At 62.9% G+C, this 14,003-nt stretch carries 11 protein-coding genes; 7 read left to right on the top strand and 4 right to left on the bottom strand.

The genetic code is table 11. The annotated features are described in order from the left end of the window. Positions 1-29: 29 nt before the first annotated feature. Positions 30-800 carry a helix-turn-helix transcriptional regulator gene (locus AC3EMP_RS29950; RefSeq protein ID WP_023686334.1) on the bottom strand — a complete coding sequence of 257 codons (771 nt, stop codon included), beginning with the start codon at positions 798-800 and terminating at the stop codon, positions 30-32. Beyond that, positions 797-1,507, bottom strand: a complete 711-nt coding sequence (locus AC3EMP_RS29945; protein WP_023683473.1) for a helix-turn-helix transcriptional regulator — start codon at positions 1,505-1,507, stop codon at positions 797-799. Before AC3EMP_RS29945 ends, AC3EMP_RS29950 begins: the two co-directional genes overlap by 4 nt. 507 nt (positions 1,508-2,014) lie before the next feature. Between AC3EMP_RS29945 and AC3EMP_RS29940 the strand changes: the two genes are divergently transcribed. Together AC3EMP_RS29940 and AC3EMP_RS29935 are read left to right on the top strand one after the other, a co-directional pair. Continuing rightward, positions 2,015-4,921, top strand: coding sequence for a M16 family metallopeptidase (locus AC3EMP_RS29940; protein ID WP_352594697.1), 2,907 nt, complete (start codon positions 2,015-2,017; stop codon positions 4,919-4,921). Between the two features lie 61 nt (positions 4,922-4,982). Next, the gene (locus tag AC3EMP_RS29935; protein WP_488494706.1) at positions 4,983-6,176 is read left to right on the top strand and encodes a TMEM43 family protein; all 1,194 of its coding nucleotides are present in this window, start codon (positions 4,983-4,985) and stop codon (positions 6,174-6,176) included. 90 nt (positions 6,177-6,266) lie between these two features. On the opposite strand, the gene AC3EMP_RS29930 is transcribed toward AC3EMP_RS29935, so the two are convergent. Then, a complete protein-coding gene (locus tag AC3EMP_RS29930) occupies positions 6,267-7,298 on the bottom strand; it encodes a histone deacetylase family protein (protein WP_352594699.1) in 1,032 nt (343 codons plus the stop codon). A 24-nt stretch (positions 7,299-7,322) separates the two neighbouring features. Then, a complete protein-coding gene (locus AC3EMP_RS29925) occupies positions 7,323-7,976 on the bottom strand; it encodes a TetR/AcrR family transcriptional regulator (protein WP_023804754.1) in 654 nt (217 codons plus the stop codon). Positions 7,977-8,253: 277 nt separating this feature from the next. Between AC3EMP_RS29925 and AC3EMP_RS29920 the strand changes: the two genes are divergently transcribed. From AC3EMP_RS29920 to AC3EMP_RS29900, 5 genes are all read left to right on the top strand, one after another. Next, positions 8,254-9,933 carry an amidohydrolase gene (locus AC3EMP_RS29920; RefSeq protein WP_023683468.1) on the top strand — a complete coding sequence of 560 codons (1,680 nt, stop codon included), beginning with the start codon at positions 8,254-8,256 and terminating at the stop codon, positions 9,931-9,933. A 156-nt stretch (positions 9,934-10,089) separates the two neighbouring features. After that, positions 10,090-11,190 carry an ABC transporter ATP-binding protein gene (locus AC3EMP_RS29915; RefSeq protein ID WP_023691713.1) on the top strand — a complete coding sequence of 367 codons (1,101 nt, stop codon included), beginning with the start codon at positions 10,090-10,092 and terminating at the stop codon, positions 11,188-11,190. Between the two features lie 2 nt (positions 11,191-11,192). After that, entirely contained in the window at positions 11,193-12,113 is a 921-nt protein-coding gene (locus tag AC3EMP_RS29910) for an ABC transporter permease (RefSeq protein WP_023691712.1), read from the top strand. Further along, positions 12,106-12,906, top strand: a complete 801-nt coding sequence (locus AC3EMP_RS29905) for an ABC transporter permease (RefSeq protein ID WP_023671766.1) — start codon at positions 12,106-12,108, stop codon at positions 12,904-12,906. Before AC3EMP_RS29910 ends, AC3EMP_RS29905 begins: the two co-directional genes overlap by 8 nt. A gap of 23 nt (positions 12,907-12,929) precedes the next feature. Continuing rightward, entirely contained in the window at positions 12,930-13,964 is a 1,035-nt protein-coding gene (locus tag AC3EMP_RS29900; protein ID WP_023683465.1) for an ABC transporter substrate-binding protein, read from the top strand. Positions 13,965-14,003: the final 39 nt, after the last annotated feature.

Below are 14,003 nucleotides of genomic sequence, written 5' to 3'. Positions count from 1 at the left end.
CTTATCCCAATCGCCGGACGCAACTCGGATCACTCGATCAGCCCCAGGCGCAGCGCCTTGGCCACCGCCTGGTTGCGGTTGACCGCGTTGAGCTTCTGCGTCGACTGGGTGAGATACTGGTTGGCGGTGTGGACCGACAGCTTCAGCAGCCTGGCGATCTCTTCGCTGGTGTTGCCGTTGGCGGTCAGCTTCAGGCACTCCAGTTCACGCTTGGAGATCGACCGCATCCGGCCGGCATCGTTCGGACGAATGCGGGCGACGGCGGCGAACAGCGAAAAACAGCGGGCGTGGATTTCGTAGAGCGTGTCCTCCGGCAGAGCGATCGTCGAGCCGAGGAACACCACCAGCCCGCAATGGCCGCGATCGGCATGGACGGGAAAGGCAATGCCGTTGGTGCCCGGCGCCAGCGGCGCCGTCCGCTCCGCCCAGGCGAGGTTCTGGAAGACGGCGTCCGAGCCGGCGATGCCGTCATCGGCCCACCAGCGCGGCGCTGTCGAGGCGCCGCTGTGGCGCACCATCTCCTCGCCATTGGCGCCGGCGATGAACTTGGTTGTCACCGCAGTGGCTGGATAGTCGGAATCGAAGCTCGGCACCAGGCGCGCCCGTTCCGGCGAGGGGCTGACGAAATAGAGGCCAAACGCCGACGCGTTGATGTCGACGGCGATCCAGCGGCAGCGGCGCACCGCGTCCGGGATGGTAACGGCATGGTGCGTCTCGGAACCGATGGAGAAGGCGCCGAACGGATTGCGCTGCTCGTTGAAAAGGGCTTCGGCCGCCGCCTTGATGTCAGCGTGTTTCAAATGATGCCGCTCCTGATCGCCGTGGCGATGGCCATCGCGCGGTTCGAGGCCGCGAATTTCTGGATGGCGTGGGTGATGTAGCTGTTGACGGTGTTGGACGAGACCCCGAGGATCACTGCGACCTCATCGGTGGTTTTGCCTTCAGACACCCAGAACAGGCATTCGCGCTCGCGGTCGGACAGCGGGTCCTGCATGGCGACGGCGGCGATCAATTGCGGGATGGCGGACAGCGCGTAACAGCACTTCAACTGAGCCTTCATCAGCGCCGGCTGGTCGATACTGCCGGCCTCGGCCGCCGAGAAAAGCGCAAACAGCCGCTGGCGGCCGACATTGAGCCGCAACGAATAGACTTCGGCATGTCCAAGCACGTCGAGCAGGCGCGCCTCTTCGCCTGTGAGCAGTCCGCCGGCGTCGGGTGCCGCGGCGGCGACCAGGGGCCTCGGGCGGATGCCAGGTGCAACGGTCAGCGGTCCCTGGGCAAGGCCGGCGATCAGCCGCTTGCCGATCAGTTCAATGGCGTCGAAGATCCAGTTGGATGAGACGATGCGGGCGTCGTTGCGGTCCTGGTCGTGGACGATGGCGACGAGCATGTAGCTGTCGGCGCCGATCTCGGCGGCAAGCTGCATGAAAAAGGAGGTGAGATCGCCGCGCGATTCAAGGCGCGAGCCTAACGTATCGGATTGGAGAAGCGCGGCGGAACTGCTCATTGGATGCTTTGGTTGTATGTCATGGCCGGAGTCTTTTCTTGAGCCCGGACGCTGGGGTTAGCAGCGGCCGAACTTGAAGACGCATCACGTTTACGAAGCACTCACACGGCGCGGCGGTCGCGCTGATCGCCGAATCCATTCAGGGAACGCGAAGCCGTCCGCGTCTGGTGCCGGTCATTGGCCGGAACTTAAGACTTTGGGTGGTCGCCGCGCCCCCCAAGGACCGGCTGATTCGGGTCTAATCTACCCGCAGATGAATCCGACATCAAACGCGATTTGACAAAATCAATATTATTGGACTCAAGCGACTCAGGGGCGGCTTCCGCGGCCTTTTCCGCCGCAAAAGGCCTGAAACGCCGACACGAAAAAGCCAGAGGGTGTTGCGATACTGCCGTATCGAGGGCCGATCGATTCCGATAGGGTCTCGGCAGCCGGCAGGGGTGGGCATCCCTTCGGTCATACGGCGGATTTGGCGGCGCTTGCTCGCGGCCATCAGCATCGGGGGTCATGATGAAGCAGGTTTTCCTGGCGTTCACGGTGGTGCTTGCGGTTCTTGCCGGCATGGAAGCGCCCGCCAAGGCTGAGCCGACCGTTACCTATGCGCTCTACAACGGGCTGCAGGTGGTGCTGGTGCCCGACCATCGCGTGCCGAAGGTGGTGATGAACCTGCGCTACCGCGTCGGGTCGATGAATGAACCCGCGGGACGCTCGGGCTTTGCGCATCTGTTCGAACATCTGATGTTTTCCGGCACGCCGGCCTGGCCGAACGTGTTCGGCGCGCACGCCGCGCTCGGCAACGAGATCAATGCCTGGACCACCGAAGACGGCACCGTTTATTACGTCGACGGGCTGTCGTCGTCACTGCCGATGATCCTGTCGCTGGAGGCCGACCGCATGGCCAATCTCGGCCGCTCGGTGACTCAGGCCAAGCTCGATCTGCAGCGCTCGGTGGTCAAGAACGAGATGCGCCAGAACGTGCTCGACAAGGCCGGCGCATCCGGCTGGGAAGCTTTCTGGTCCGGGCTGTTCCCGAAGCCGCATCCCTATAGCCGCATGGTCATCGGCTCGGTCGCCGATCTTGATGCGGCGACGCTCGACGATGTCAGAGGTTTCTTCAACAGCTACTATCTGCCCAACAATGCGGTGCTGGTGCTGGTCGGCGACTTGGAGATCGACGACACCAAGGCGCTGATTGCCGACACGTTCGGCCGCGTGGCGCGCGGCGCCGATGTGGCGCGGCCCGCCGTGCCGGAACCGACGCAGGCCCGGCTCAAGCTGGTGCTCGAGGATCGTGTGCCAAGCCCCATCGTCGTGGTCGGCTTCAGTGGCCCGGTGGCGCAGTCGCCCGACAATGGTGCGCTCAGCATTGCCGCCGAACTGCTCGGCAACGGCGAATATGGGTTTTTGCGCAACCGGCTGGTTTCGCAGTTGGGCATTGCCACCTATGCCAGCGCGAGCTGGACCGGCGGTCTGCTCGGTGGCCGCTTTACCTTCGAGGCGGGTGCCGCCGAAGGTGTGGCGCCGGAAGCGCTGGAAAGCGCGATGAAAACGGCGTTTGCGGATTTCCTGAAGACCCCGCTCGATCCGGTCGATGTCGAGCGTGCGCGCACCGGCATCTTGCAGGCAGCGCGGCTCGACAGCGAAGCACTGAAGGATCGCGCCGGCGTCGTCTCCTACAATGCCGACGTGCTCGGCGATGCGCAGAGCGCGCTGGTCGACGACCCGCGGGTGAAGGACGCCAGCGTGGCGGGCGTCGAGGCAACGATGAAGCGGCTGTTGAAACCGGAAGACGCCAGCATACTGGTGCTGAAGCCCGGCCCGCGCGGCGGCTATCCCGATGCACTGATCGGGTCGTCCGGCACACCGCAGCCGTTCACCGCGCCGGAGCGACCGGCGATCGACATTCCGAAGCATGCGGCCGGGCAAGCGCCTTCGGCAACACTGCCCGCCATGGAAACGGCGACGCTCTCGAATGGCATCAAACTCGTCCACTACACAATGCCGGAAGCGCCGATGGTGTATGTCGCGGCCAGTGCCGCCGGCGGCTGGAACAGCGTGCCGGAAGGCAAGGAGGGATTGCTGGAGCTTGCAGCAAGCATGGCGACACGCGGGGCCGCCGATCGCGGCTCGGCTGATTTCGCCAAGGTGGCCAGCGACATCGGCGCCGGCGTCGGCCACCAGGCCGGAACGCTGACCACGATGATGACGCTTGGCGTGCCGCCGGAAAAGCTCGACCAGGGTATTGGCCTGCTCGCCGACGCGGTGCTGAAGCCTCGTTTCGACAAGACCGAATGGACGGTGCTGATGGCGCAGACAGTCGATTGGCTGAACGGCCGCGAGGCGGATCTGCCCGGCGTTGCCGGCCGCGTGGCAAAGGCGACGCTGATCCCGCAGGTGCCGGGCAAGGCAGCGGTGGACTGGTCGGCAAAGGCGCTGGCCTCGATCTCGCTCGACGGGGCGAGGGACGCGTTCAAGGCGGAGTTCACGCCGAAGGCGGTGACCTTCTACAGCGTCGGCCCGATGCCGGTCGCGACCGTCACCGCCAGCCTTGAAAAAGCATTCGGCGCGTGGACAAGCGACACCGCCGGCTATGCCGTCGAGCCGTCGCCGGCGGCGCATTTCAACGGGGGACAGAAAGTGCTGCTGGTGCCCGAACCCGGCGCCAGCCAGTCGGCGCTGTTCGTGGCGCGGCCGGCGCCCGGCACCGACGAGAGCGAGCGCGCTGAATCGACCGCGGTCTCCAACCTGCTTGGCGCCGATTTCTCCAGCCGGCTGAATTCGGTGATCCGCGAGGAGAAGGGCTACTCCTATGGCGTGTCGAGCTATCTGATGAGCCCGATGAAGGCCGGCTCGGGATTGGTCGTGGCAACCACCGTCGAGCGCGCCAACACCGGGCCGGCGATTACCGAAATCCTGAAAGGATTTGCCGGCCTGACCACCTTGCCGGTGGCGCAGGACGAAGTCGACCGCACGGTGACTGTCTATCGCCGGGCGCTGGCTGGATCGGCCGAGACGTCGGCTGGTCTGTTCTCCTCGCTGATTGGCGCGGTCGGCAGCGGATCGACGCTGGAGGACCAGCAAACCCGCATGGCGGCGCGCACAAAGCTGACGCTCGATGCGGTTCAGAAACAGGCGCTGGCCCTGGCGTCGCTCGATCCGTCGCTGATCGTGGTGGCGGGCGACCCCGATGTGGTGATGCCGCAGCTTGCCGCGATCGGCCTCAAGGACGTCGAGATCGTCAAGCGTGACGAGGCTGGTGAAGAGACGGCGATGCGGGCGCTCGATCTTCTCGGGGGCAATCGCCAGGCGCCGCTGTCGGCCTCGCCGTGGCGGGTTGGCGATGGCGGCACGACACGGGCGGTGCATTCCTGTACAGGCGATAGGGACTGCGGCGCGCAGATCCACGCCGACTGATCGATACGAGGCGGCCGCCGGCCGCGTTTAAATCTTGGGCAACTTTGTTTCGGGGGAAACGATGAGCGATTCATTTCGGGAAGTCACATCCGTCTCGTGGTTCGGGCGGATCAAGCGCGCGGTCGGCGGGGTCATCTTCGGCCTTATCCTGATCGTGCTGATGGTGATCGGGCTGTTCTGGAACGAAGGCCGCGCCGTGCAGACGGCGCGCTCGCTGGCCGAAGGTTCTGGAGCGGTGGTTTCGGTCGGCGCCGACAGCGTCGATACCGCCAATGACGGCAAGCTGGTTCATGTCAGCGGACTGGTGACGGCGGACAGCGGCCTGGCGGATCCGGATTTCGGCATCGCCACGCAAGGGCTGCGGCTGTCGCGCAGTGTCGAGATGTATCAGTGGAAGGAAGAGTCCAAGTCGGAGACGACCAAGAAGCTCGGCGGTGGCGAAGAGACGGTGACCACCTACAGCTATTCCAAGGTGTGGGACGACAGCCAGATCAACTCGTCGGACTTCAAGAAGCCGGACGGCCACCAGAATCCGCCGATGGAAATCCACGGCCGGACCTTCCAGATTCCTGAGGGCAAGCTTGTCGCCTTCGATCTCGATACGCCAGTGCTGGACCGTATCGAGGGTGACAAGGACTATTCGCTCTCAGCCGACCAGTCGGCGGCGATAAAGGCTGCCTATACCGGAACGAAACCGCTCAGCATCGTCGATGGCAAGATTTTTCTCGGCAATGACAACACGACGCCCGCTTTGGGTGACTATCGAATCGGCTACGAACTGGCGCCGCTGGGCGTGATCAGCATCATCGCGCGCCAGGCCGACAGCCGCTTCGAGCCCTACCAGACGCAAGCCGGCGATGCGCTGCTGATGGTCGACACCGGCAACGTCCCGGCCGAAAAGATGTTCGCCGACGCCGTCAGCGCCAACACGCTGATCACCTGGCTGCTGCGCGGCGCCGGCTTGCTGTTGCTGACCATAGGCTTTGCGCTGTTCCTCAGCCCGATCGGGGTGATCCTCGACGTCATACCCTTCCTCGGCAGCATGGCGCGGATGGGTACTGGCATCATCGCCTTCGTCCTGGCGATCCTGGTCGGCACGGTGACGATTGCGATTGCCTGGTTCTGGTACCGACCGTTGCTGGCGCTCGCCATCCTGGCGGCAGGCGTGATTGCGGCGGTGATTGTCTACCGCATCGGTCGGTCGCGAAGGCCAGCCGTTCCGGTGGTTGCGCCCAACCCGGCGGCGGCCGCCTAGATAGAGGTCGGGGCGGCCGGAGCCGCCCCATATCTCTTTGGCGCAATTCCGGCGGGAAAACCGCTTCACACTTATCTTGGAATTGCTTTCCTATTTGTCCTCGAAGCCGGTGAGCACGCCGACGGCGTTGATGCCGATCTCCTCGACGGCGTAGCCGCCTTCCATCACGAACAGCGTCGGCAGGCCGAGCTTGGCGATGCGATGGCCGATCTTCGGATAGTCCGGGCTTTTCAGCTTGAACTTGCTGATCGGGTCCTTCTCGAAGGTGTCGACGCCAAGGGAGACGATGACGATATCGGGGGCGTAGGCGGCGAGCTTGACGCAGGCATCCTCCAGCGAGGCGTTCCAGGCGTCCCAATTGGTGCCGAAGGGCATGGGATAATTGACGTTGAAGCCTTCGCCGGCGCCGGCGCCGCGTTCGTCGGCATGGCCGAGGAAGAAAGGGTACTCGACCATCGGATCGCCATGCAGGTTTAGAACCTGCACGTCGGCGCGTTCATAGAAGATCTCCTGCGTGCCATTGCCGTGGTGATAGTCGACGTCGAGGATCGAGACGCGTTTTGCGCCCTGATCGAGGAACCACTGCGCGGCGACCGCGGCATTGTTGATGTAGCAGTAGCCGCCCATGAACCCGGCACCGGCGTGATGGCCGGGCGGGCGGCAGAGCGCGAAGGCCGACCGCTCGCCACCCTTGACCAAGGCCGCCGCCGTCAGCGCCACGTCATAGGACGATTTGATCGCGGTCCATGTGCCTTCGACGAAGGTGGCGCCGGCGTCGAAGGAATAGTAGCCGAGCAAGGCGTCGACGCGCTTGGGTGGCACGTCGCCGCGCAGGCCGCGCGTCGGCCAGGTGAAGGGCATCGCCGTGCCCTCGAAGCCGGCGGCCTTCCACGCCGGCCAGACGGTCGGCAGGAAGTCGATATAGTCGGCCTTGTGGATGCGCTTGGCGGCTGTGAGATCGTGCTCGACCGGTCCGATGATCGGCCCCAGCTTCTCGCTCTCGACCCGCGCCTTGATGAACTCGGCCCGCGACGGCTTTTCGAAACCCGGCACGATTGCCGACGTGACCAGTTCCATCTGGCCGGCATGGCCGGCATGAAGCGGCGAATAGACAGTCTTCATGAATTTCCTCTCGAAATAGCAAAATCACTCAAGGTTGAGATAGGGGGTGACCAAAGCGAGCCACATTCTTTCCACATCGTCCTCGATGAGGTCGTATGTCTTGCGATCCCGCTTCAACCCCACAAGCCGGCAGGCGTGCCCGACATCCATCATCAGCACGCCGAGCCGGCTGGCGATCTTGTCTTCAAGGGCCGGGTTCACATGCTGCAGCCACGCGGCGTAAAGCGCGATGATCTGCTCGTCATATTCGTCCTGGATCGGCCTGAGGTCGGCATTGCCGGATATCGCCTCGATCACCGGCATCAGGGTGGCGTTTTCGAGATATATTCTGGAGGTATCGATGAAGAGCTTGCGCACCTCCTGCCGAAACTCGTCGCGGTTGGTGGGTGGGGTGACCTCGATGCGCCTGGCGATCACCTCGGGAAACGACGACAGCCAGCGCCGGGCGAGGTCGAGGAGAATGGCTTCCTTGTTGGGAAAGTACTGGTAGACCGAACCGACCGACAGGCCCGCGCGCCGGGCAATGGCGAGCGTCGTCGGCGTCTTGGTTCCCTGCTCCCGCGTCAGGATCAAAGCCGCGTCGAGTATCCGGTCGACCACCTTGCTCGACCGTTCCTGCCGCGGCTGCTTGCGCGGTTCGAGCGCCATCCTGGTTTCGCGGCTGAGACTGCGCTTCACGGATTGATGCCTTCGTTCCCTGCCGGTTTCAACACAGGTCCCGGTCTCAACATTGGCGTGGTGTGTTGTCCACAATACATTCGAAATTCGGCACGTTGACAAACGCGAATAATTAGTCGCATTCTTTTATCCACGCTGTTTTGAGAGATCACAAGGGGAATTTCGAAACAGCGCACTGGCATCAGTTTTCGTCCGATAACGCCGCTCCAGCGGAGTGGCAGCTTGTCGGACAAGAGGGTTGTCGGTCTCAGCCAGTCGTCAAAAGCGCGGAGTCGCGATGTCTGTCACGGGTGCGGGTCAAAATGCTGATCTGATCGTCATCAATGGTCGCGTGCGGACCATGGACGATGACAATCCCGCCGCCGAGGCGATTGCCGTCAAGGACGGCGCCATCATCGCCATAGGCAACCACGCCGCCATCGAAAAACTCAAGGGAACGACCACAGAGGTGATCGACGCCAAGGGCGGTTCGGTCCTGCCCGGTTTCATCGAAGCCCACATGCATCTGTTCTCGGGAGGGGCCGAGCTCGCGCATCTTCAACTCGGCGGTATCCATGGCTTCGAGGCGCTTCAAAGCGCCATCCGCGACTACGCAACGACGCGGCCCGAGGCGAAAATGCTTGTGGGCCAGGGCGTCGACTACACCGTGCTCGGCGACGAGCGGGTGACACGCCATCATCTCGACGCCATCCTGCCCGACCGCCCCTTCTGCATGGCAGCGCCCGACCACCATACGATGTGGGCCAACACCAAGGCGTTGGAGATAGCCGGCATCCTGAAGGGACGCACGCTCGGTCCGGGCAACGAGATCGTGATGGGTGGCGACGGCCTGGCCGCGGGCGAATTGCGCGAGGGCGAGGCCTTCGGTCCGGTGCTCGACCTTGCCGGCGAAAGCCGGGTGCGGCTGGGGCTGTCGACCGGCGGTGAGCCCGACCCAATGCCGTCGGCCGCCGAGCGGGCCGCTGACCGTGACATCATGCGGCGCGGGCTTGCATGGTGCGCGCGCCACGGCATCACCTCGATCCAGAACATGGACGGCAATCTCTACCAGCTCGAACTGCTTTCCGAGATCGAGGCCGAGGAGGGATTGCCCTGCCGCGTCAAGATCCCGTTCCACTACAAGAATTTCATGACACTCGACATGCTCGAGAAGGCGTCCGTCATGGCCGAGCGCTACCACAGCGAGTGGCTGTCATCGGGCATGGTCAAGGTGTTCTATGACGGCGTGCTCGATTCCTGGACCGCTGTTATGGTCGAACCCTATGCGGATCGTCCCGACTGGGTCGGCGAGCCGCTGTTCACGCCGCAGCAATTTATCGATCTCGCCGTGGCTATCGACAAACGCGGGCTGCAGATCGCGGTGCACTCGATCGGTGACGGCGCGGTGCGCGCAGTGCTCGACGGTTACGAGGCGGCGCAGAAGCTCAATGGCAAGCGCGACAGCCGGCACAGGGTTGAGCACATCGAGGTCACCACAGCAGCCGACGTGCCGCGTTTTGCCGAACTCGGCGTCATCGCCTCGATGCAGCCGTCGCATCCGCCCGGCGCCATGGATTTTCCACTGGAGCCGACGGTGTCACGCATCGGACCGGCCCGCTGGCCGCTGAGCTATGCCTGGCGCACCCTGAAAAGCGCCGGCGCCCATGTCGTGTTCGCCTCGGACTGGCCGGTGGCGGCGATCGACCCGATCCTGAGCATTCAGGCGGCAGTGCAGCGCAAACCATGGGCAGAAGGCGATCCTGACCAGAGTTTCTCGCTGCAGGAAGCGATTGCCGCCTACACGGTCGAGGGCGCCTATGCCGAATTCGCCGAGCATCGCAAAGGCGTTCTGAAACCCGGCTACATGGCGGATCTGGTGGTTTTGTCGGCCGATATCGAGAAGACGGCGCCGGCCGATCTGCACAAGCTGCGACCGGTGACGACGGTCTGCGGTGGCAAGGTAACCTACCAGGCCTGACAATGGCATGCGGCTTGCACAGCTTGCCGCTTGCAAGACGAAATGACCGACTGAACTGTGGTTCAATGCCGGACTTGCCAACCAACCGGCCGTGTGGTCACATCGAACAGGGGAAAAACTCCGCCAGCAAGAGCGGGGTCAACAGTGAGGCGTATCGTGCCGGAAAAACCGGATCGGAATGCAATTGAAGTCGTAAACGTCAGTAAAATTTTCGGATCGGGTGAGGGGCAGGTTGCTGCCCTCGATACGGTCTCGGTATCCATCCGCGAGAATGAGTTCTTCACCCTGCTGGGACCATCCGGCTGCGGCAAGACCACGTTGCTGCGGCTGATTGCCGGCTTCGACTTTCCAACCGCCGGCGAAATCCTTCTCTACGGTCAGGACATCGCGCCGTTGCCGCCCTTCAAGCGGCCGGTCAACACCGTCTTCCAATCCTACGCGCTGTTCCCGCATATGACGGTCGCCGACAATATCGGCTTTGGCCTGGAAATGCTGGGCAAGCCGAAGGCCGAGATCAAGGCGCGCGTCGCCGAGATGCTGAAACTGGTGAAGATGGAGGCGCTGGCGGGTCGCCGAACCAGCCAGATCTCCGGCGGCCAGCAGCAGCGCGTGGCGCTCGCCCGGGCGCTGGCGCCGCAGCCCAAGGTGCTCCTGCTCGACGAACCGCTCTCGGCGCTCGACTACAAGCTGCGCAAGGAAATGCAGATCGAATTGAAGCGGCTGCAGCACGAGACCGGAATTACCTTCATCTTCGTCACCCACGACCAGGAGGAAGCGCTGACCATGTCGGACCGCATCGCGGTGATGTCGTCGGGCAAAATCCTGCAGGTCGGCTCGCCGCGCGACATCTACGACCGGCCGGCCGAGCGTTTCGTCGCCGACTTCATCGGCGAGTCGAACTTCCTCAAGGCGGATGTGGTTAGCGCGACTGGTGGCCGGGCGACGGTGAAGCTGCCGTCTGGTGTGGAAATCCCAGCCTCGCTGCCGGAAGGCTTCAGCCCCAGCGGCAAGGTCACCATCGTCGTGCGTCCAGAGCATGCGCAGTTGGGCACGGCCAGCCCGAGCGCTTCGCTGTCCGGCACCGTCGAAAACATCGTCTATCTCGGCACCGACACGCACTTCCATCTGCGCCTTGCCGGTGGCGAGCCGTTCATCGTGCGGCGTCAGAACAGCCGCGGCGCCGGTGACGGCTTCGTGCAGGGCGGCCAGATCGGCATCATGATCGGCAACGACGCCGCGCAAGTGCTGAAGGACTGATCATGGCGACCGCGGAACAAGTCGCCAAGGCAGCGGAGCGACGCGATGTGCGCGACCGGTGGCTGCTGTCAGCGCCAGCCTTGCTGGTGATCTTCCTCGCCGCGACCGGCCCCTTGCTGATCGTGCTGATCTACTCGTTCCTGACGCCTGGCCCCTATGGCGATGTGAAGTGGCAGTTTTCGCCCGATGCCTGGCTGTCGGTGTTCATGGAACGCGACATTTTCGACGATACGCTTTCGCTTGCGGCAGCGCATGTCACCATCTTCTGGCGCTCGATCAAGCTGGCGGTGATAACGACGATCGCCACTTTGGCATTGGGGTTTCCAACCGCCTATTTCATGGCGACGCGCAGCGAGAAAACCAGGGATCTCTGGCTGTTCCTGATCACCATTCCGTTCTGGACCAACCTTCTGATCCGCACCTTCGCCGTGCTGCAGATCATCCGCAACGAAGGCATCATCAACACCATCCTTATCAAGCTTGGTATCGTCTCAGCGCCGGTGCAGATCCTCTTCACCGACACGGCGATTCTGATCGGCATGGCCTATGTCTATCTGCCGCTGATGGTGCTGCCGATCTATGCCAGCATGGAGAAGCTTGATTTTCGCCTCGTCGAGGCGGGCTACGACCTCTACGCGACCCGATTCAAGGTATTGCGGAAGATCATTTTCCCGCTGGTCAAACCCGGCGTCATTGCCGGCTCCATCCTGGTCTTCATTCCAGCCCTTGGCGCCTATGTGACGCCGAGCGTGCTTGGCGGCGGCAAGAATATGATGCTGTCCAACCTGATCGAATTGCAGTTCGGCCAAGGCCGCAACTGGCCGCTCGGCTCGGCGCTGTCGATCACGGTGATGATCATCGTCATGGTGGCGCTGCTTGCCTATGTGCGCAATGCCGGCAAGTCGGGGGCGCGGCATGGCTAAGAACTTTTCCATCAAGCACCAGACCGGCTTCACGGTGATCGCTGCGACCTGTTTTATCGTGCTCTATCTGCCGATCATCGTGCTGGTCGCCTATGCCTTCAACGCGGCGAACTCGACGTCCGAATGGGGCGGCTTTTCGATGCGCTGGTTCCAGTCGGCTTGGCAGAACGTGCAAGTTATCGACGCGACGCTACGCTCGTTCCAGATCGGCGCCGTCGCTGCGGTGCTGTCGACAATCTTTGCCACCATGGCCGCGCTCGCCACCACGCGCACCGCGTCCTATCCGGGCCTCACCTTCAAATATGCGGCGATCAACCAGCCGCTGATGGTGCCCGAGATCGTCACGGGCGTGGCGCTGCTGATCTTCTTCTCGCGCATCAAGATCTTCACCGGCTATTCCGGCATTGGCTATCTGATCGCCGCGCACACGGCGTTCTGCATCCCGTTCGCCTATCTGCCGATCCGGGCGCGGCTGGAAAACATGGACCTGACGCTGGAGCGCGCGGCCGCCGATCTGTACGCGACGCCTTGGAAGACCTTCCGCCGCATCACGCTGCCGCTTTTGTGGCCCGGCATACTGGCCGGACTGATGCTGGCCTTCGTCATCTCGCTCGATGACGTCGTCATCACCGAGTTTGTCAAATCGGGCGGCCAGGATACGCTGCCCACCTACATGCTCGGCCAGATCCGCCGCGGCATCACGCCTGAGATCAACGCGATATCGACCGCCTTCCTGCTGCTTTCGGTCGCGATCGTCACGTTGTTTTTCTTCGTCAGCAGGAAAAGAGACTGAACCGACAAATGGGAGCTAAAACCATGAACTGGAAAACAACGACAGCCGCCATGGGGTTGGCGCTGCTCGCAACGACGAGCCTGGCCAGCGCCGATGGCGAGCTGAACATCTACAATTGGGGCAACTATACCAGCCCCGACGTGATCAAAAAGTTCGAAGCCAAATACAACGTCAAGGTGACCATCACCGATTACGATTCCAACGATACGGCGCTCGCCAAGGTACGCCAGGGCGGCACCGGCTTCGACATCGCCGTTCCGTCGCAAACCTACGTGCCGATCTGGATCAAGGAGGGCCTCGTGCAGGAGACCGATCCGGGCAAGATGGAGAACTTCAAGAACGTGGCGCCGGAATGGGCCAATCCAGACTTCGACCCCGGCCGCAAATATTCCGTGCCGTGGGCGCTGGGCACCGTCGGCGTCGTCGTCAACACCGATGCCTACAAGGGACCAGCCGACAGCTGGGGCATCATCTTCAACACCCCGGACGAGCTGAAGGGCAAGACCAATGTCGTTCCCGAGATGAATGACGTTATCTTCGCGGCGATCAAATATGTCGGCGGCCAGCAGTGCACCGACGACAAGACGGTGCTGAAGAAGGTGCGCGACACGCTTGTCGCGGCCAAGCCGAACTGGATCGCCATGGAATACAACACCATCGAAAAGATGGGCGCCGGCGACTTCAAGGCGACCAGCGACTGGAACGGTTCGGCGCTGCGTCAGCGGCTGGCCAATCCGGCCATCCATTACAATTATCCGAAGGAAGGCTACGGCCTGTGGAGCGATAACGTCGTCGTTCTCAAGGAAGCCAAAAATGTCGAGAACGCCAAGCTGTTCCAGAACTTCATCATGGATCCGGAAAACGCGGCCGGCCTCTCGGCCTTCCATCGCTACGCAAACGCCATTACCGGCTCGGACAAGTACATGCCGGCCGATATGAAGGATGCCCCGGAAGTCGTCATTCCGGAGGCTGCGAAGGCACAAGGCGAATTCCAGAAGATGTGCGCGCCTGAGATCCAGGACATCTACACCAAGATCTGGACCGAACTGCAGAAATAACCGCAGTCTGACAGACCCGGCGGCATGCGCCGCCGGGTC

The organism is Mesorhizobium sp. P160219, from assembly GCF_057786095.1.
The sequence above is the reverse complement of the archived record's forward strand: the minus strand, read 5'-3'. Positions and strand labels throughout refer to the sequence as shown.